17 protein-coding genes and 2 rRNA genes are annotated in these 20,216 nt (G+C 60.8%); 1 reads left to right on the top strand and 18 read right to left on the bottom strand.

Translation table 11 applies throughout. The features are described from left to right. Positions 1-12: 12 nt before the first annotated feature. From BTIS_RS08720 to BTIS_RS08790, 15 genes are all read right to left on the bottom strand, one after another. Entirely contained in the window at positions 13-2,100 is a 2,088-nt protein-coding gene (locus BTIS_RS08720) for a bifunctional indole-3-glycerol phosphate synthase/tryptophan synthase subunit beta (RefSeq protein WP_094664596.1), read from the bottom strand. 93 nt (positions 2,101-2,193) lie between these two features. After that, complete coding sequence (locus tag BTIS_RS08725) at positions 2,194-3,759, bottom strand: anthranilate synthase component I (RefSeq protein ID WP_094664598.1); 1,566 nt, start codon at positions 3,757-3,759, stop codon at positions 2,194-2,196. After that, the gene (gene hisI / locus BTIS_RS08730; protein WP_094664600.1) at positions 3,756-4,178 is read right to left on the bottom strand and encodes a phosphoribosyl-AMP cyclohydrolase; all 423 of its coding nucleotides are present in this window, start codon (positions 4,176-4,178) and stop codon (positions 3,756-3,758) included. Before hisI ends, BTIS_RS08725 begins: the two co-directional genes overlap by 4 nt. An 81-nt stretch (positions 4,179-4,259) precedes the next feature. Next, the gene (hisF, locus tag BTIS_RS08735; RefSeq protein WP_094664602.1) at positions 4,260-5,030 is read right to left on the bottom strand and encodes an imidazole glycerol phosphate synthase subunit HisF; all 771 of its coding nucleotides are present in this window, start codon (positions 5,028-5,030) and stop codon (positions 4,260-4,262) included. A 128-nt stretch (positions 5,031-5,158) separates the two neighbouring features. Beyond that, the gene (gene rlmN / locus BTIS_RS08740) at positions 5,159-6,334 is read right to left on the bottom strand and encodes a dual-specificity RNA methyltransferase RlmN (protein WP_094664604.1); all 1,176 of its coding nucleotides are present in this window, start codon (positions 6,332-6,334) and stop codon (positions 5,159-5,161) included. Positions 6,335-6,401: 67 nt separating this feature from the next. Further along, positions 6,402-7,385, bottom strand: coding sequence for a phosphatidate cytidylyltransferase (locus BTIS_RS08745; protein WP_094664606.1), 984 nt, complete (start codon positions 7,383-7,385; stop codon positions 6,402-6,404). 21 nt (positions 7,386-7,406) lie between these two features. Next, positions 7,407-7,961 (bottom strand): ribosome recycling factor, encoded by a 555-nt coding sequence (gene frr / locus BTIS_RS08750; RefSeq protein ID WP_094664608.1) that lies wholly within the window; start codon positions 7,959-7,961, stop codon positions 7,407-7,409. Positions 7,962-8,022: 61 nt separating this feature from the next. Beyond that, complete coding sequence (pyrH, locus tag BTIS_RS08755) at positions 8,023-8,787, bottom strand: UMP kinase (protein WP_094664610.1); 765 nt, start codon at positions 8,785-8,787, stop codon at positions 8,023-8,025. Between the two features lie 156 nt (positions 8,788-8,943). After that, positions 8,944-9,795 carry a translation elongation factor Ts gene (tsf, locus tag BTIS_RS08760; protein ID WP_094664612.1) on the bottom strand — a complete coding sequence of 284 codons (852 nt, stop codon included), beginning with the start codon at positions 9,793-9,795 and terminating at the stop codon, positions 8,944-8,946. A 99-nt stretch (positions 9,796-9,894) separates the two neighbouring features. Continuing rightward, complete coding sequence (rpsB, locus tag BTIS_RS08765; protein ID WP_094664614.1) at positions 9,895-10,719, bottom strand: 30S ribosomal protein S2; 825 nt, start codon at positions 10,717-10,719, stop codon at positions 9,895-9,897. 206 nt (positions 10,720-10,925) lie between these two features. Further along, a complete protein-coding gene (locus BTIS_RS08770; protein ID WP_094664616.1) occupies positions 10,926-11,405 on the bottom strand; it encodes a peptide deformylase in 480 nt (159 codons plus the stop codon). A gap of 3 nt (positions 11,406-11,408) precedes the next feature. Further along, entirely contained in the window at positions 11,409-13,475 is a 2,067-nt protein-coding gene (locus BTIS_RS08775) for an AMP-dependent synthetase/ligase (protein ID WP_094664618.1), read from the bottom strand. Positions 13,476-13,551: 76 nt separating this feature from the next. Beyond that, complete coding sequence (locus BTIS_RS08780; protein ID WP_094664620.1) at positions 13,552-14,052, bottom strand: hypothetical protein; 501 nt, start codon at positions 14,050-14,052, stop codon at positions 13,552-13,554. A gap of 226 nt (positions 14,053-14,278) precedes the next feature. Next, on the bottom strand, positions 14,279-15,799 hold the full coding sequence (locus BTIS_RS08785; RefSeq protein WP_158216884.1) for a substrate-binding domain-containing protein: 1,521 nt from the start codon (positions 15,797-15,799) through the stop codon (positions 14,279-14,281). A gap of 185 nt (positions 15,800-15,984) precedes the next feature. Then, entirely contained in the window at positions 15,985-17,199 is a 1,215-nt protein-coding gene (locus BTIS_RS08790; RefSeq protein ID WP_094664624.1) for an NADP-dependent isocitrate dehydrogenase, read from the bottom strand. A 149-nt stretch (positions 17,200-17,348) separates the two neighbouring features. Between BTIS_RS08790 and BTIS_RS08795 the strand changes: the two genes are divergently transcribed. Continuing rightward, entirely contained in the window at positions 17,349-18,473 is a 1,125-nt protein-coding gene (locus tag BTIS_RS08795; protein WP_094664626.1) for a GuaB3 family IMP dehydrogenase-related protein, read from the top strand. 92 nt (positions 18,474-18,565) lie between these two features. Here the strand turns inward: BTIS_RS08795 and BTIS_RS08800 are convergent, their stop codons facing one another. The 3 genes from BTIS_RS08800 to BTIS_RS08810 all read right to left on the bottom strand — a co-directional run. Next, on the bottom strand, positions 18,566-19,183 hold the full coding sequence (locus BTIS_RS08800) for a M23 family metallopeptidase (protein ID WP_094664628.1): 618 nt from the start codon (positions 19,181-19,183) through the stop codon (positions 18,566-18,568). Between the two features lie 435 nt (positions 19,184-19,618). After that, positions 19,619-19,736: ribosomal RNA gene (gene rrf, locus BTIS_RS08805) — 5S ribosomal RNA — on the bottom strand. A gap of 167 nt (positions 19,737-19,903) precedes the next feature. Beyond that, positions 19,904-20,216: ribosomal RNA gene (locus BTIS_RS08810) — 23S ribosomal RNA — on the bottom strand; the annotation flags it as partial.

A 20,216-nucleotide genomic window follows, 5' to 3' on the forward strand; every position in this document is an offset into this window, starting at 1 on the left:
CCGTGTCTGTCTTCAGGCGATGGTGTTGCCGTGTGCTCCGGTGACGTCGAGGGCGGCGGCCTGGTCGTCGGTCAGGTATCCGAACCATTTGCCGGCGGTGGCCATGTCCTTGTCGCCTCGGCCGGAGATGTTGACGATCATCACGGCTTTGTCGTATCCCTTGTTCTTGAGGTCGGCGGCGGCCTTGTAGGCGCCGGCGACGGCGTGGGAGGATTCGATGGCGGGAATGATGCCTTCGGTCTGGCTCAGGTCGCGGAATGCGTTCATGGCTTCCTCGTCGGTGGCCCAGCTGTAGTTGACACGGCCGATGTCCTTGAGCCATGCGTGTTCGGGGCCGACGGAGGCGTAGTCGAGGCCTGCGGAGATGGAGTAGGTGTCGAGGGTTTGGCCTTCGTCGGTTTCGAGCAGGTAGCTTTTTGCGCCTTGGAACATGCCGAGCTGGCCGGTGCCGGGGGCGAAGCGGATGGCGTGTTTGCCGGATTCGGGTCCGTTGCCGCCGGCTTCGTACCCGTACAGGTTGACGCGGTCGTCGTCGAGGAATGCGTTCATGATGCCGATGGCGTTGGAACCTCCGCCCACGCATGCGCAGATCGCGTCCGGGTGGTCGATGCCGTACCAGTCCTGGAGTTGTTCCTTGGCTTCTTCTCCGATGATCTTCTGGAAGTCTCGGACCATGGCGGGGAATGGGTGGGGGCCTGCTACGGTGCCGAGGAGGTAGTGGGTGTCCTTGACGTTGGTGACCCAGTCTCGCAGGGCTTCGTTGATGGCGTCCTTGAGGATCTTGTCGCCGAGGGTGACTTCGACGACTTCGGCGCCGAGCATGCGCATGCGGGCCACGTTGAGCGCCTGACGGCGGGCGTCGACCTGTCCCATGTAGATGCGGCATTTGAGGCCAAGCATTGCGCATACGGTGGCGGTGGCCACGCCGTGCTGTCCGGCACCGGTTTCGGCGATCACGCGGGTCTTGCCCATGCGCTTGACCAGCAGGGCCTGTCCCAGGGCGTTGTTGATCTTGTGCGCACCGGTGTGGTTCAGGTCCTCACGCTTAAGGAAGATGCGGGCGTCGAGTCCGGTCTTCTCCCGCACGAGGGCCGCGAATCGCGGTGCTTCGGTCAGTGGGCTTGGACGGCCGACGTAACGCTGTTGCAGCGTCATGAACTCCTTGTGGAATTCCGGATCAGCCTTCGCCTCTTCGTACACATGTTCGAGTTCATCCAGTGCGGTGATCAGGGCCTCGGGCACGTACCTGCCGCCGAACTGGCCCCAGTACGGTCCCTGATGTTCGCTCAATGGCGTGGTCTCGGATGCTTTCACTCTTGCTCCTGCCTTCACTAGTCGTTCCACTGCAAGCTGATGATCGTCGGCGGTGGCCACCCCCTCGCCCACCAGTACCGCGTCGGCACCGGCACGACCATAGTCCTCCACTTCCACGGCACCGAACACGCCGGACTCCGCGACACGAATCACGTCATCGGGCAGATCGGCCGCCAGCTCACTGTACTTGTGCACATCCACGCGGAGGTTCTTGAGGTTGCGCGCATTGATGCCGATCACCTTGGCACCGGCGGCGACGGCACGGGAGATCTCCTCACGCGTATGGGTCTCCACCAGCACGGTCATGTTCAGGTCATGGGCGAGCGCGATGAGATGACGCAGCGTGTCATCGGCGAGCGCGGCGACGATGAGCAGCACCATGTCGGCGCCGTGGGCGCGTGCCTCGTAGATCTGGTAGTCGGTGACGATGAAGTCCTTGCGCAGTACGGGAATGTGTACTGCGGCGCGGACCTTGTCGAGGTCGTCCAGGGATCCGAGGAAGCGGCGTCCCTCGGTCAGTACGGAGATCGCGCTGGCTCCTCCGCGTTCGTATTCGCGGGCCAGGGCCGCGGGGTCAGGGATGTCGCTCAGGTGTCCTTTGGACGGCGAGGCTCGCTTGATCTCCGCGATCACGGGGATGCCGTCGGCGCGCTTGAGCCATCGGACCGCGTCGATCGGGGCGGGGGCCGTCATGGCGGCCTGCCGCACTTCCTTCAGCGATACGGTGCGCTCGCGGGACTGCTGGTCCTCCAGTGCGCCCGCTACCAATTCGTCCAATACCGACATGGTTCTCCTTTAGCGAGCTTTCGTGTTGACACCCTTCTTATAGCACAGTTTGCGGGGGTGTTCGCACGATTGTCTTATTTGCTCGTATTGCTCTTATTTGACGGTTTTCAGTTGTGCGGCGATCTGTACGGCTTCGACGGAGGCTTCGGCCTTGTTGCGGGTCTCCTGCCATTCGTTGGCGGGGACGGAGTCGAGCACGATGCCGGCACCGGCCTGCACGCTGGCCTCGTGGTCGCGGAGGAAGGCGGTGCGAATGGCGATGGCCATGTCCATGTTGCCGGAGAAGTCGAAGTATCCGACGGTGCCGCCGTAGATGCCGCGGTCCGCGGGTTCGATCTCGTCGATGATCTCCACGGCGCGGGGCTTGGGGGCTCCGGACAGGGTGCCTGCGGGGAATGCGGAGGTGAACACGTCGAATGCGGTCATGTCCTGATGCACCTTGCCGGTGACCGTGGAGCAGATGTGCATGATGTGGCTGAACCGTTTGATGTCCATGAGGGAGACGACCTCAACGCTGCTGGGGTCGCAGACGCGGGAGAGGTCGTTGCGGGCCAGGTCGACCAGCATGATGTGTTCGCTGCGCTCCTTGGGGTCCTCCAGTAGTTCGCGGGCGAGTCGTGCGTCCTCCTCCGGCGTGGCGCCGCGGGGGCGGGAGCCGGCGATCGGGAAGGTCATCGCATGACCGTCCTCGACTTTGATCAGGGTTTCCGGACTGGAGCCGATGACGTTGAAGTCCCTGCCCTGCGCGTCGGTCAGGGAGAAGAAGTACATGTACGGGCTGGGGTTGAGGGTGCGGAGCACACGGTAGACGTCGAAGGGGTCGGCCGGGGAGTCGATGTCCAGTCGCTGGGAGATGACCACCTGGAACACGTCGCCGTCCACGATGTGGCGTTTGGCCGTTTCGACGGCATGCTCGTAGTCCTCCTTGGCGGTGCGGAACCGCAGCTCCGGCTGGGGGACGCTGGGGTCGAGGACGTTGCCCTTGGACTCGTTGGTGACGGGAGTGGCAGCATCCCGCTGCATGCGGTCCAGACGACGTACGGCATCATCGTAGGCTTCACCTTCGCGCGTGGGCTGGTCGTCGAAGTTCACCGCGTTGGCGACCAGCCATACGGAGCCGTTCACATGATCCACCACGGCCATGTCCGTGGCGAGGGCGAGGACGGTTTCGGGCTGGCCGGTCTCGTCGGGCGCCTCGGCTCGCAGCGTCGGCTCCCAGTGTCGGATGGCATCCCAGCCGACACTGCCCACAAGACCACTGGTCAGACTGGGCAGTCCATCAACCCTTGGGGAGGTGAGCAGGCGGAGCGCGGCATGGGCCACGTCAAGCACGTCGCCCTCCGTGGGCACGCCGGTCGGAACGGTGCCCAGCCAGTCGGCCCGCCCCTCGTTTGAACGCAGCTGCGCGATGGAGTTGACACCGATGAAGGAGTACCGGCTCCAGGAGCCGCCATATTCCGCGGACTCAAGAATGAAGGTTCCGCTCCTGCCTCGGGCGAGACGCTCATAGAAGCCGACCGGGGTCAGCGAGTCGGCAAGCAGACGACGCACCACGGGGATCACACGATATCCCTCGGACGCGAGCGCATGGAACGTGTCACGGTCGGGCCATGTCTGCCCCCAAAGCAGGTTCCTTACGCTGGTTGTGTTCTCGCTCATGCCCGGACCTCCTCGTTGTCGTCCTCCTGATTGCGTTCGCCGATGACCACGGGCAGTGGGCCGCCCTCGTCGAAGCAGGATCGTTTGCCGGTGTGGCAAGCTGCGCCCACCTGATCGACCTCCACCAGCAGGGCGTCGCCATCGCAGTCCAGACGGACGCTCTTCACATACTGCCGGTGGCCGGAGGTGTCACCCTTGCGCCAGTATTCCTGTCGGGACCGGGACCAGAACGTGACCCGGCCGGTGGTGAGGGTGCGACGGAGGGCCTCATCGTTCATGTAGCCGACCATCAGCACCTCCCTGGTGTCGTACTGCTGGATCACCGCGGCCACCAGCCCTTTGGCGTCTCGTTTCAGCCGCGCCGCGATCCTCGGGTCGAGGCCTGTGGTGTTGTCGTACTCATCCTGCTGCTGTTGCATGCTGCTTCCCTTTGTCATTTCGCTCGGTCCATGGATCGTCCAGCGTATCCTCGTGACCGATATGGTCACGTGTCGTCGACGTCAGCGAACCGCGTACCCGTGCGCCGCCAGTTCGGCCTTGACCTCGCCGATGGTGATCTGTCCGAAGTGGAAGACCGACGCGGCGAGTACGGCATCGGCACCGGCCTTGATCGCCGGTGGGAAATCCTCGGCCTTGCCGGCACCGCCGCTGGCGATGATCGGAATCGACACCTCGTTGCGCACCTTCTCGATCATCTCAAGATCAAATCCGTTCTGCGTGCCGTCGGCGTCCATGGAATTCAGCAGGATCTCCCCCGCACCGAGCTGTTCGGCCCGTTTGACCCACCACAGAGCGTCGATGCCCGTGGATTTCCGACCGCCCATCGTGGTCACCTCGAACCCCGACTTCGTGTGGCGTTCGCCGCGTTCCCGTCGGGCGTCCACGGACAGGACCAGCACCTGACGGCCGAACCGGCTGGAGACGTCGCTGATCATCTGGGGATTGTTGATGGCTGCGGTATTGACGCCGACCTTGTCCGCGCCGCATCGCAACAGCATATCGACGTCGTCGACCGTGCGGACGCCACCTCCCACGGTCAGGGGGATGAACAGTTCCTCGGCGGTGCGTCGCACCACATCGTACATGGTCTGACGGTGCGAGCTCGACGCCGTCACGTCAAGGAACGTGAGCTCGTCGGCACCCTGCCGGTAATACTCCGCGGCAAGCTCCACCGGGTCTCCGGCGTCCCGCAGGTTTTCGAAGTGGACGCCCTTGACCACACGCCCAGCATCTACGTCAAGGCATGGAATGACTCTCACCGCCAGCGACATGTTTACCCCTTTGCGCTCGTATCGTGTGCACTGGGAAACAGGTTAACGTCACTATCAGACGGTTCAGTGGTTTCATCGGGGACATGCCCACATGGTGAAACCACCGGTATGTGTCTGGTCGGCCCGGCTCAGGATCGGGCGTGCCGCTCCATGGTCTTGGCGGCAAGCTGTCCGCAAGCGCCATCGATATCGGAGCCGCGCGTATCACGCAGTGTGGCGGTGATACCGGCCTTGTGAAGAATGTCGAGGAACGTACGCTCGTCCTCCGGGTCCGAGGCCGTCCACTTGGACCCCTCGATCGGGTTCAGCGGAATCGGATTGACATGCGCCCAGTCGTCACCGTAGGAGTTCAGACGATTCGCGAGCTGACGCGCATGGACGGCCTGATCATTGATGCCCCGCATCAGTGCGTATTCAATGCTCACCCTGCGCTTGGTGGCCAGATAGTAGTCATGGGCGGCATCAAGCACCTGCGTGGTGTTGAACCGGCGGTTCATCGGCACCAGCTCGTCACGCAGCCGATCGGTGGGCGCGTGCAGGGACACCGCCAGACGGACCGGGATGCCTTCGGCGGCGAGCTTTCTGATACCGGGAACCACGCCCACCGTGGAGACCGTGATGTTACGCGCCGAAATGCCGAACCCCTCCGGCGCTGGAGCGCTGATCTGACGAACCGCGGACAATACGGAACGATAGTTGCCCATGGGCTCCCCCATACCCATGAAGACGATATTGCTCAGACGTCCCGGACCGCCGGCGATATCGCCGTCCCGCATCTGGACGGCGGCGACGCGCACCTGCTCCAGGATCTCGCCGGTGGACATGTTGCGGGTGAGTCCCAGTTTGCCGGTGGCGCAGAACGGGCAACCCATGCCGCACCCCACTTGGCTGGAGATGCACAGCGTGGCGCGATTGGGGTAGCGCATGAGCACCGATTCGATGCGAGAGCCATCGAACAGGCTCCACAGGGTCTTGACGGTCAGGCCCTGATCGGCCTTCTGCTGCAGCATCGGCGTGATCAGTGTGGGGAAGAATGCCTTGGCCGCCGCCGCTCTGGCATTGGCCGGGAAATCGGTGAACTCCTCGGCATTGACATCGAAATGGGAGAAATAGTGGTTGGCAAGCTGCTTGACCCGGAATTTCGGCAGTCCAAGTTCGCCGGCCACGACGATGCGCTCCTCGGGCGTCATGTCGACGAAATGCACCGGAGGCTTGCCTCGCCGCGCATGATCCTTGGATAGGATGTCCCTGAACGCCCCGTCTGCGCCTCCTGCGGTGATGCCGGTCTCAATCTCCTCGTTCATGCTCTCCCCCACGTGCCTCGATATGTTGGACGTAATGCGGTTTCCAGATCGGCTATCCTATCACAGGTCACAGGCCGGTCGCGGCCAGCGTGATGCAGATGAACGGGGCGGCCATGAGAATGGAATCGACGCGGTCGAGCACGCCGCCATGGCCCTTGAGCAGATGCCCCATGTCCTTGATGCCCAGATCACGCTTGAGCATGGACGCGCATAGATCACCGAACGTACCCACCATGCCGACCAGTACGCCGAGCAGGAGGGGCACCCACCATCGGCTCGACCAGATCGCATGATCGTACGTGGCCAGGAAGATCACTAGCGAACCAAGGAAGCAGAACAGGATGGATCCCAGCAGACCCTCCACCGACTTCTTCGGGGAGATGCGCGGGGACAGCTTGTGCTTGCCCATCCAGGCGCCGAACACGAGTCCTCCGATGTCGCCCAGCGACGGGACGAACACCAGGAAGAACGCATGCGCCACCGGATGTTCCCCCGTCAGCGGCAGTATGATGAAGCACGCCAGAAACGGCACGTACATCATGGTGAACAACGATACGCTGACGTTCGTCAGACGGGATACCCGATGGGATGCGGGGTCGACGTTGAATGACGAGAACTCACGCATCCGCGCATCCGAGCTCGACAGTTTCGACGCCACCGCCATGGACACGCGCTGCCCCACCATGCTCAATCGTGTCGAGGCGGTCAGCGCCACAACGACCAGAGCGACCGAAACCGTTGCCGACATCGCGGCGATATGATTCGGGAATGCGTACGTGGAGACCAAGGTCACGGCGGATGCCAGCCACAGCGTCAACACCGGAATGCGGATGCCCACCGTCGCGAAGTCGACGCGAAGCTCCCACAGGGCCAGAATCATAAAGACGACGACGAGGCCGACGAAGACATCGACGTTGATCAACAGGCTGGCCAGTATCAGTACGACAAGCAACGCACCCGTACCTATGGCCTGCGGCATGTTCCTGCCGGTTCGCTTGTTGATGGAGTCGATGGCCTCCTCGGCCTCCTCCTTACGTTTGGATGTGCTCATTGCAGCGATGGTGTAGTCCGATCAGACCTCAAGGATTTCCTTCTCCTTGGCGGCGAACAGCGCATCGATCTCGTCCGTGACCTTCTTGGTCGCCTTGTCGAGATCCTTCTGCAGACGGTTGCCCTCGTCCTCGCCCATGTCGCCATCCTTGACAGCGGCCTCGATGGACTCCTTGGCCTTGCGGCGGATGTTGCGAATGGCGACCTTGCCGTCCTCGGCCTTGCCCTTGGCGAGCTTGACGTACTCCTTGCGACGGTCCTCGGTCAGTTCGGGAAGGGTGACTCGGATCACGTTGCCGTCACGGTTCGGGTTCACACCAAGATCGGAGTCGCGCAACGCCTTCTCGACGGCGGACGCCTGCGACACGTCGAACGGGGTGATGGCGAGGGTGCGGGGCTCGGGAACGCCGATGGTCGCCATCTGCTTGAGCGGAGTCGGAGCGCCGTAATAGTCCACCACGATGCCATTGAGCAGCGCCGGGTTGGCACGGCCGGTGCGGATGCCCGCGAAGTTCTCCTTGGTGGACTCGACCGTCCTGCCCATCTGCGTGGTCGCCTGATCGACGATGGTTGCCATATTGTCTCCTTAATGACGGTACGCCAGCGGCGTACAATTGAAATCTTCTCTGGGTGCCGGACTACTTCGTCTCGGAATCGTCCGTGCCCACCAGGGTTCCCAGCGGCTGACCGCTGAGCGCCGCAGTGACGTTGCCGACGCCCTCAAGCCCGAACACGCGGATCTTCATCGCATTGTCCCTCGCCATGGACAGTGCCGACGCGTCCATCACGGCGAGATTGTCCACAAGCGCGCGATTGTAGCTGAGGCTGGTGAACATCTTGGCCTCGGGATCCTTGTGGGGATCCGCGGTGTACACGCCATCCACGCCGTTCTTGCCCATCAGCACCTCATCGCAATGGATCTCCAACGCACGCTGAATGGACACGGTGTCGGTGGAGAAATACGGCATGCCGGCACCGGCACCGAAGATCACCACACGACCCTTTTCAAGATGGCGAATGGCCTTCAGAGGAATATAGGGCTCGGCGACCTGAGTCATGTGAATCGCGGACTGAACTCGAGTGGCCTGACCTTCCTGCTCGAGGAAATCCTGCAGTGCGAGACAGTTCATCACCGTGCCGAGCATGCCCATGTAATCACCGCGAGAACGGTCGATGCCGGCCTGCTGCAGCTGGGCGCCACGGAAGAAGTTACCACCGCCCACGACAATCGCGACCTGGACATTCCGGCGGACGGCCTCCGCGATCTCGGAGGCGATGCGACGGACCACCTGAGGATCGATACCGACGCGACCTCCGCCGAACGCCTCTCCGGAAAGTTTGAGCAGGACCCTACGTCCGTTCTGGTCGCCGCTATGCGCACCATGGGAACAGTTGTCAGACATACCACACCTTTCGTCTGTGCAAAAACCGTATTTAATCGTAACCGCGAACGCTGACATCACCGGGATCGACACTGAAAAAGGCGATCCCGCATACACGGGATCGCCTTTGCTGCTACCGGCGGTGCCGATCACGACACGATGCCGAGAACGGGAGGATCAGGCCTCCTCGCCCTTGCCGACCTCGACGCGGGCGAAGGCCAGAGCCTTGCCGCCAACCTGCTTGAACAGGTCGCCGACGGTCTTGGAAGGATCCTTGACGAACTGCTGCTCCAGCAGCACGTTCTCCTTGAAGAAGGCGTTGAGACGGCCCTCGACGATCTTGGGGACGATCTTCTCGGGCTTGCCCTCGGCCAGGGACTTCTCGGTGGCGACGCGGCGCTCGGACTCGACGATGTCGGCCGGAACGTCCTCACGGGTCAGCCACTGGGCGCCCATGGCGGAGATCTGCAGAGCGGCCTCGTGAGCCACGGAGGCACCGGCCTCGTCGGTGGCGATCATGGCCACGATGCTCGGCGGCATCTCGGCGGACTTCTTGTGGGCGTAGATCTCCACGTGCGGGCCTTCGAGCTTGGCGAACTGACCGAGCTTGACGTGCTCGCCGAACAGGGCGGCGGCCTCCTCGATGGCTTCCTTGACGGTGCCATCCTCGGCGGGAGCGGCCAGAACGGCCTCGACGTTGTCGGCGTTAGCCTTCACGACGTCGGCAAGAATGCCATCGGCGAACTCCACGAACTTCGGGGTCTTGGCCACGAAATCGGTCTCGGAGTTGAGCTCGACGGCGTAACCGACCTGACCGTTGGCGGAGTCGACCACGGTGGAGGCGATGGTGCCTTCCTGAGCCTTGCGGCCTTCACGCTTGCCGGCGGCCTGAATGCCCTTGGCGCGGATGATTTCCTTGGCGCGAGCGACGTCGCCTTCGGCCTCGGTAAGGGCCTTCTTGACGTCCATCATGCCGGCACCGGTGTCTTCACGAACCTGCTTGATGAGAGCGGCGGTGATCTTTGCCATAGCTTGTTGTCTCCTCAGTACATAGGCGGCCGTGTTGTCACGACCGTTACCATCATAGACATCAGCCGTCCCCTTTTCGGCGGACGGCTGAACGTCAGGTCACTCGGCCTTGGATTCCTCGGCGGCTTCGGCGGCGGGCGCCTCGGCGGCACCGTCCTTCTTTAGCAGCTCGGTCTCCCACTCGGCCATCGGCTGGGCGTCGGCCTTGCCGTCAGCCTTGGCTGCGGCCTTGCCGGAACGCTCCAGCAGACCATCGGCCACGGCGTCGGCCATCAGGGAGGTGAGCAGCTCGACGGCGCGGATGGCGTCATCGTTCGCCGGGATCGGGTAGTCCACCAGATCGGGGTCGGTGTTGGTGTCGACCAGAGCGACCACGGGGATGTGCAGCTTGTGCGCTTCCTCGACGGCCAGGGACTCCTTGTTGATGTCGACCACGAACAGGGCCGAAGGAGTGCGGTTCATGTTGCGGATACCGCCAAGCTGCTTGACCAGCTTGTCCTTTTCACGCTCGAGGAGCAGCAGCTCCTTCTTGGTCAGACCGGAGGAGTGGACATCGGAGAAGTCCATTTCCTCGAGCTCCTTCATGCGGGCGACGCGGGTGCTCACGGTCTGGAAGTTGGTGAGCATACCACCGAGCCAACGCTCGGAGACGTACGGCATGTTGACGCGGGTGGCCTGGGCGCTGATCGCCTCGGCGGCCTGCTTCTTGGTGCCGACGAACAGAACGGTGCCGTTGTGGGCGACGGTCTGCTTGATGAAGTCGTAGGCCTTGTCGATCAGGTCGAGGGACTTGAACAGATCGATGATGTGGATGCCGTTGCGCTCCATCAGGATGTACTGCTTCATCTTGGGGTTCCAACGGCGGGTCTGGTGTCCGAAGTGAACGCCAGCCTTGAGCATCTGGCTCATGGTGATCTGTGCCATGATATACCTTTCTTGTCGGTTCTTTCCTGGCCATGCGCGCCTGCGTGCAACTTCCTCGAGGAAGCCGACCGACACAGGCCGTCGCCGGCATGGCGCGTATTCACGTGCCGGTTAGGGAATAATGATTGGGTGATCCATGTCTGCGACTACATGGACACGCCGAATTGGCACGCAAGGCAAGACTTTATCATGAGACACGCCGCGTGTCATCTGGAGCGCATGAGGCGCAACGCCTCGCGCCGCTCCTCCTTCTCCAGACGGTCAAGGTACACATGCCCGTCAAGGTGATCGCACTCATGCTGCAGCATGCGCCCCATGAGCCCCTTGCCTTCCAGCACCACCCTCTTGCCTTCCAGATCGATGCCGGTCACACGGGCATAGTCGGCGCGACGGGTCTTGTACCACAGGCCGGGAACCGATAGGCAACCCTCGTCGCCATACTGTTCGCCGCTGGTCTCCTCCAGTACCGGATTGAGCACGTACCCGATCGTTCCTTCGATGTTGTACGAGAACGCGCGCAGTCCCACACCGATCTGGTTGGCGGACAGCCCCGCACGCCCGGGATCGTTCACGGTCTCCAGCAGATCCGTCACGAGTCGTTCAATCGCCGGAGTGATCGTCGTGATCTCGTCGCACGGAGTGCGGAGAATCGGATCGGGGACCACTCTGATCTGCCTGATAGCCACTGGTCATTGCTCCTTATCGTTGGTCTTCTCGGCATTGTCGCCATCTAGAGTACCGGACTCCCCCGCCCTCGGGTCCTTCTCCTGATCCTCGTCGAGAGTCTTGAGCCGTCGTGACACGGCATTTAGGGAATCACCCACGCTCTTCGCCTGATCAATCATCGGCTCCAGGCGTTCTCCCGCCTCCTTGATGCGGGGAATGGCGGTCTCCTGAACCTTTTCAAGGAACTGGGCCGACGCCGTGGGCTGAGCGGTCTTCGCCCCCGCCTTGGGCGCATACAGCACCTTGTCGATGACATCGGCGTACCGCTTCAGCACCGCGGGGCGAACAACCTTCATGCTGGGGGTGAGGGTGCCCTCCTCCTGATTGAAATCATGGTCGAGGATCGCGAACTTGCGGACGGACTCCGCGCGGGACACGGTGGCGTTCGCCTGGTCCACATACTGCTGGATAAAGGCCCTCACCGCGTCGCTGTCGGCGATCTGCTCCGGCGTCATGGTCTCGTCAAGGCCCTGTGCCGCCATCCAGGATGCCAGCATATCCGGGTCCAGTGCGATCAACGCGGAGATGAACGGTCGGCCATCTCCGATCACGACGGCATGCGAGACGATCGGACACGTGGCGATAGTGTCCTCCAATGGCGCCGGGGAGACGTTTTTGCCGCCGGCGGTGATGATGATGTCCTTCTTGCGTCCGGTGATGAAGGTGAATCCCCGATCATCGATGCGCGCAAGATCCCCCGTGTGCAGCCAGCCGTCGGGTTCCAGCACCTCGGCAGTGAGCTCGGGCTGCTTGTAGTATCCCAGAAACACGCTGGCGCCGCGGATCATCAGCTCGTCATCATCCGCCAGCTTCACCTCCATGCATCCGGGAAGACCGACTGAACCGATCTCATTCGCGTCCTGGAAGTTCACCATGCACGGAGCCGCCGTTTCGGTCATGCCGTAGCCCTGAATGAAGGTGATGCCATCGAATCCGTTGAAGAAGTGGGCCAGATCCGTATTCAGCGGCGCTCCACCGCAGGCCAGATACTTGAGGTTCGGCCCGAGTGCGGAACGGATCGAAGAGCCCACGGTCTTCATATAGAAAGCGTGCAGGATCCGGTCGATGATCGAATGACGTCCGTTCTCCTGCTCCTGCTTCGACCACTGGACGAAGTGGCTGACGGCCTTGGCGAAGATTCGACCGCTCATCCCGGTGCCGGCCTTCTGCGAAGCGGCGTTGTACACCTTCTCGAAGACTCGCGGTACACCAAGAAGATACGTGGGCTTGAAGCCTCGCAGATCCGCCAGCAGGTGCTTGGCTCCCGGAATGTAGCCGACCACACCGTGCGATCCGATCGCCACATACTGGATGTATCGTGCGAAACAGTGCGCAAGAGGGAGGAACAGCAGCAGCCTGCTGGGCTGGTAGAGCATGTCGTTCAGCACCTCATATCCGTTGAGCACGGTATGGGTGAAGTTGCGGTGTGACAGCATGGCGCCCTTCGGCTTGCCCGTCGAACCCGACGTGTAGACGATCGTGGCGAGATCGTCGGCCTTCACGTGGGAGATCGCATCATCCAGTTCGTCATCGGTCACCGACCTGCCGAAGTCGGAGATCGCGGCGATGCCATCGGCCTTGAAGTTGAACACGTACTCCAGCGAATTGTGATCCTTGCGAATCAGCTCAAGCGTCTGCGCGTGATCGTGATCGCCGGCGAACGCAAGACGGGGCTCGACGTCCTCGATGATGTTCTCGGCCTGTTTGGCGGAGTCGGTCTCATAGATCGGCACGCTCACCACGCCGATGGACGCACACGCGAAATCAACAACACCCCACTGGTAGCACGTAGGGGAATAGATCACGATGCGGTCCCCCGGACGGACGCCAAGGCCCATAAGCCCCTTCGCCACCCCGCGGACCGAGTCCAGCATCTCCCCCGCCTTGACGTCACGCCACTGTCGTGACTCATCCTGCCACTGGGCGATGAGATCGTCGGGATCACGTTCGACCCTGTTGGCGAGCAGCGAATAGATCGTATCCTTTTCCGTGGTGGGACGAATGACATCCACCGAATATTCACGCAGCATAGGCACCATCATAGCTTTACCGCCGTCAGCTTCGGAACATGCCACAACAGGGGGACCGGCGGAAATCCGGAATCGGTCAGCCGAAATCCAACGTCGTGCACACCCAACGTCCGCCTTTGCGGCGCAACACCAGACTCACCTGATAGTCGTCATATCCGACCGACAACCCCACACATGCGTCGAAGCAGTCACGATTGACCACCGTCCCGAACAAATAGGCGGGAACCGACGGCATGTGCCGATGCAGCGGCCCCTCATTGGAATCGGACTGCATCAGCTGGGACAGATACAGAATGCGGTCAAGACTGTTGTTCGACACGAACCGTTCCAGCATGCGCCCAGGAAGACGCCCACGGATGACATCAGCCCCCAGGCAGGCCAACCGGCATGCCTTGACGGCAAGATCCATACTCTCCTGAACACTGATGTCCCTAGGCACGAGACGACTGACACGCATGCGCACACCGCCTTCTGCGTTCTCGCCATAGAAGTTCGGTACGACAAACGATATTGCCATGCCTTCCTCATTGAAGTTCGGCATGCGATTCGACGCTGAATCCGGATTCTTATCCTTCATCTCTCTTCTTTCCTGGGACGACCCTGCTACGAGCGAACTACCCGCAACGTCTCCCGTCATGCATAGGATGCCCCCTTCCCCACCTTCTGGTCAACTCACACTTCATAAAATGTGGACAAATCCTGAGATATTACTGGATTCTGTCTGCAAGATCACATTTCCAGCAATTATTCGACGGCGATCAGCACCGGCGCCAATCACAGAACAACATGATGTTCAGCAATGATCAGAGTCCGGCATCCGCCGCACTGATATACCCCGGATCGATCAGTGCGCTCTTGAGATTGCCCGCCGAAACATTCTGCAATGACAGATGAATGGTGGAGACATCAACACCGTTCATCTCGGTATTGCCGGACAAGGGCAGATCCTTGACATCACCGAGCTTCTCGCCGGTATTCAACGCGGCGCTCGCCATGGCTATGGCCTTGGCGTAATCATCGCGACGCTCCAGACCGGTACTCCACTGCTGGCCATTGACCACCGAGGACAGGTTCGAAAGGTACGTGCCATACCCGGTCACGATCGGCCAGGCCGGATCGTCGACCGGCTGCCGCTGCCCATCGGACGAGGTCCCGGAACCGTCCCCGGAGCCACCATCGACGCTCTGCTGCGATCCCGACATCTTCTGCGGCTCGGGAACCTTGTTCTTTTTGAGATCCTTGTTCCCAGCAATGTTATCGACGATCCCGCCGATGGTGATCTTCGGATTGATGTCGGCCGAAGTACCCTCATAGCCAAGATCCGAAAGCGCGGACAATACCCCCGACGCGACAAGATCGTTCATGGCGAGAACGCCATCAATGGGCACATGCGCATTTTCGGAGTCCGATTTCAGACGCTCGGTCAGCACCGACCTGGCGGAGTCCTTATCGGTGCCGGAGAAGGTCACCCGGCTCCAACTGTTTTCATCGCTTTCCGTGGTGAGGAATCCGGATGGGCTGATCGCGGCACCGGACTTGAAGTAGGGACCAAGTACCTCCCATATGCCGGCGAAGGCCTCCTGATCGGCCGTGTCGTCGCCGTTGGAGGGAAGCAGGATCTCGATGCTCCTCGGATTGTCGGCAGTCGCCTTGGACAGTTCAAGCTTGTCGGAGAGCAGTGTGGCCTGGGTATGAGCGATCTCCCGAATGCTCGACATGCTGACGTAGGCGTCGGGAGCATATCCTTCGATGGTGTTGGCCACCATGATCACGTGGATTCCCGCATCTTTCGCCTTGGTGAGGGCGGCGGACAGATTCGCCGCCCGTCCAGCCTGATCGATGTCGTCGGGGTTGCCGGAGGAGGCGTCCGCCTCCGTAGGCAGCGACTGTGAGACGTAATCCCCATACTGCCGTGTGATGTCATCAGGCTGCGCGACCGGCGCGATGATGATCGTGGACGGACGGGCATCATCACCGTGTCGATCGATGTAGTCATTGATGGACTTGGTCTGGTCATCAATGTTCTTGGACTTGACGGACGTGACATCCTTGTCGGCGAAACCATCGTCGGTCAATGCATTTTCCAGAGCGGAATTCAGCTTGGTCCACTTGTTCAGCGGAGTGCTCTGCGAAAGGGTGATCCCGTCATCGGGCAGGAAAACCGCGACCTGCCCCGTGTCAACGGTCGAGGAGGACGACGACTGCGTGGGGGATGGTGCCGGACTGGGAGCCTGCTGCTGCCCACAGGCCGAAAGCGACCATATCATCATCGTTCCGGTCAGCAGCGCAATAATCTTCGCGCCCCAATCGTTCCTTCCGCGCACAACATCACTTCCTTCGGTAAGGCTCGGGAGCATCCCGTGTCCGTCAAAGCCGACTATGGGCATTCTAGGGCATTTTACCGACGCGGAAAAAACGAGTGCCGGCCGATGACAGCATCGGTCGGCACTTGTTATGAGGACCACCATCGAAGTGCTCATGGCGGCAGTCACGAGCACTTCGTCCACGATCAGGCGAGCGCCTTGGCGAGTTCCTCGTCGAGAGCGTCCATGAATCCTTCGGTATCCAGCCAGGGCTGATCCGGTCCGATGAGCAGTGCCAGATCCTTGGTCATGCGGCCGGATTCGACGGTGGAGACGATGACGTGTTCCAGTGTCTCCGCGAAATGCGCGACTTCCGGCGTACCGTCGAGCTTGGCGCGGTGCTTGAGACCACCGGTCCACGCGTAGATGGATGCGATCGGGTTGGTCGAGGTTTTCTCCCCCTTCTGCCAACGGCGATAGTGGCGGGTCACCGTGCCATGAGCGGCCTCTGCCTCGACGGTCTCGCCGTCGGGGGTCATCAGCACGGACGTCATCAGTCCGAGTGAGCCAAAGCCCTGGGCGACGGTGTCGGACTGCACGTCGCCGTCATAGTTCTTGCAGGCCCATACATAGCCGCCGTGCCATTTCAGCGAGCTGGCCACCATGTCGTCGATCAGACGGTGCTCGTAGGTCAGTCCCTCCTGCTCGTAGCGTGCCTTGTATTCCGTTTCGAAGATCTCTGCGAACAGGTCCTTGAAACGACCGTCGTAGGCCTTCAGAATCGTGTTCTTCGTGCTCAGGTATACCGGGTAGTGGCGTAGCAGGCCATAGTTGAAGCAGGCGCGGGCGAATCCCCTGATGGATTCGTCGAGGTTGTACTGCACCTGTGCCACACCGGATCCGGGGTAGTCGAACACAACGTGTTCGATTGGTTCGCTGCCGTCTGCGGGGGTGAAGGTAATGGTCAGTCGGCCTTCGCCGGGAACGCGGAAATCAGTGGCCTTGTACTGGTCGCCGAATGCGTGACGGGCCACGACGATCGGCTTGGTCCAGCCCGGAACCAAACGGGGGATGTTGGAGATGACGATCGGCTCGCGGAAGATGGTGCCACCGAGAATGTTACGGATCGTGCCGTTGGGCGACTTCCACATCTTCTTGAGGCCGAATTCCTTGACGCGGGCCTCATCCGGGGTGATGGTGGCGCACTTGACTCCCACGTGCTCACGTTGAATGGCCTTGGCGGCATCGATGGTCACCTGATCATCGGTGGCATCACGGTTCTCGATGCCAAGATCGTAGTAATCGAGATCAACGTCGAGATAAGGAAGGATCAGACGGTTCTTGATGTCCTTCCAGATGACTCGGGTCATCTCGTCGCCGTCGAGTTCGACGACCTTGCCTTTGACTTTGATTTTCGCCATGAACGTTGCTCCTTTTGCTAAGGCACGATCATTGATTTGCTCACAATGACAGTGTCTTTCATACATGATTCATGTTTCGTCCGTCAGAAACGTCCATAAAACACGGAATATGCATGTTCCCGTCGCTACGCCGCATTAGCCTAGGTTGCATGACCCAAGAGACTGAAATCGGCCTGGGCAAGTCCGGCCGCATGTGCTATTCGCTGGATGATGTCGCCATTGTCCCCTCCCGTCGAACCCGCGACCCCGAGGACGTGTCCACCTCCTGGCAGGTTGACGCCTATGAGTTCGACATCCCAGTCATCGGAGCTCCAATGGATTCCGTGATGAGCCCCAGGACCGTCATCGAGCTTGGACGGCTTGGCGGATTGGGTGTGCTTGATCTCGAGGGATTGTGGACCCGCTACGATGATCCGGAACCGCTGCTCAAGGAGATTGCTGAGGCTCCTGCCGAGGAGAGCACCGCCCGCATGCAGCAGCTGTACACTGCGCCGATCAGAGCGGATCTCATCACGCAGCGTCTGCATGAGATCCGTGAGGCCGGTGTCACCGTCGCGGGCGCGTTGACACCGCAACGCACTCAGGAATTCTATTCCACAGTGATCGAAGCTGGCGTCGATCTGTTTGTGATTCGCGGCACCTCGGTGTCTGCCGAACATGTCTCTCGCACGCATGAGCCGCTGAATCTGAAGAAGTTCATTTATGAGCTTGATGTGCCGGTGATCGTCGGTGGTGCCGCTACCTATCAGGCCGCTCTGCACCTCATGAGGACGGGAGCGGCCGGCGTGCTCGTGGGCATCGGCGGAGGTGCCGTTTCCACCATGCGTACCACGATTGGCATGCATGCCCCGATGGCCACCGCGATTGCCGATGTCGCTGCGGCGCGCCGTGACTACATGGATGAGTCCGGTGGCCGTTACGTGCACGTCATCGCCGACGGCGGTACCGGCACTTCCGGCAATTTCGTCAAGTCCTTCGCGCTGGGTGCCGATGCGGTCATGCTGGGCGTGCCGCTAGCACGTGCCATCGAAGCTCCCGGTCATGGAGAGCACTGGGGGGCCGAGGCCCGGCATGCCGAACTGCCTCGTGGCCGTCGTTATCATGTGGGCACGGTCGGCGACATGGATCAGATTCTGTTCGGACCGAGTAACCGTACCGACGGCTCGATGAACTACATCGGTGCGCTTCGTCGAGCTATGGCGTATACCGGCTACATCGATGTGAAGGAATTCCAGCGCTGTGGCGTGGTGGTCACTCCCTACGAGCAGATCTGAAACAGCTGATTCCGTATAATCACCAACTGCATATATGACGTGGTTGCATGCTCTGGGGCATGCGACCACGTTTGTGTTTGTGCAGCATCAGTTCATTGAATGGCTGAGGCGTCATCGACCGGTTTCAGTGCGATTCGTTGCTGCCTGACCGCATGCTCCGGATTCCGATATCGTTGTTTTCCCTCCCGCAATCCCCAATGAAGGCATTGACCATCGCAATGATCGGAATGGCCGTCGACTTTGCCGAACTGCTCTCCCCTGCGTAGTGCCGTGCCAACGGGCAATGTTGTCGTCGCAGGCTCGTACGTGGTTGAGAGACCGTTCCCATGATCGATAGTCAGCACATTCTTTCCCCCCACCTGTCCGGCAAAGACAAGGGTTCCGTCTGAAGGGGCTACCACAACGACGCCATACGATACCTGAAGGTCCACGCCACGATGGCCGGGCAGCCATGGCTGCGCTGGATTATCAAAGTCTCGCACGATCATGGGAGATGATTTTGACTCGATCGGCCAGACAAATCCCAAGCCGCAACCTGACATGACTTGCGTGGCTTGCACCTCGGTATACGGAAACGCGATAAACCCCATGGACACCATGAGAACCAACAGTAGCCCCGTGGTCAGGTTTCTTCGTCGTCGCTGGCGCTCGCGATGCGCTCCCCAGATCAGCCGGCGCAACATCCTACGACGCTCATCATCCCTGTTCATTGTGGTCCTCCTTGAAATGGACGTGTCATTCAAGGCAACCGAATCGGTGATGAAAAGTACAGATCATTCGGACAATGTGGTCGAATGTCCCCTCCTCCGATTTATAGACATGCGTACACCCAATGCTGAAACCATGAATAGAGAACGGATCTTCATATCTGAATGTTGAGCTGCTAGCCGCGCCAATGCACCGAAGAAAATGCAAAACGAAAACATACAAGAGGACTCAGCTTACTCAACTGCTACGGACCAGTCTGAGGTATGGCAAGACGGATGCCAATATCACTAGTAAAACGGGAAAAACGCAAATGGAAAGTCCGAGCACAGCAGGTCCCATTATGGGTTATAGGGTTGTTGGCCAGAATTTGGGGGTGTTGTGGGTATGCGAAGGGGCCCCTGACGGTCATGCCGTCAGAGGCCCCTTCCAAGAAGTGTGTGCGGTGGTGTGCTACTCTCCCACACCCTGCCGGGTGCAGTACCATCGCCGTGCCAGGTCTTAGCTTCCGGGTTCGGAATGGATGCCGGGCGTCTCCCCTGGGCCATGACCACCGCAAGAACTATAAGAACCAGGACCATCCACCCCCAAGGGGGGAGACGATCCCGTGGTGGCGGTTCGGGAACCGGCTAGCGGACGCGATGTGATCTCGTCTGGTCGATCGCAGTTGGATCATCAGGTGCTCCGTGTCGTCCGGGATGATCACGTGGGATCAATCCGAGGATTGGAGTGTCGTACTCGTCCGTTAGTACCGGTCAGCTCCACCCCTCACAGGGCTTCCACATCCGGCCTATCAACCACGTGTTCTCCATGGGGACTATCCACGCCCCGAGGGGCGTGAGGGAATGCTTATCTTGGAGAAGGCTTCCCGCTTAGATGCTTTCAGCGGTTATCCCATCCGAACGTAGCCAACCAGCCGTACCCTTGGCAGGATAACTGGCATACCAGAGGTTCGTCCACCCAGGTCCTCTCGTACTATGGGCAGGACTCCTCAACATTCCAACGAGCGCAGAGGATAGAGACCAAACTGTCTCACGA

This window comes from Bifidobacterium tissieri, assembly GCF_002259645.1.
Lineage (GTDB): Bacteria > Actinomycetota > Actinomycetes > Actinomycetales > Bifidobacteriaceae > Galliscardovia > Galliscardovia tissieri.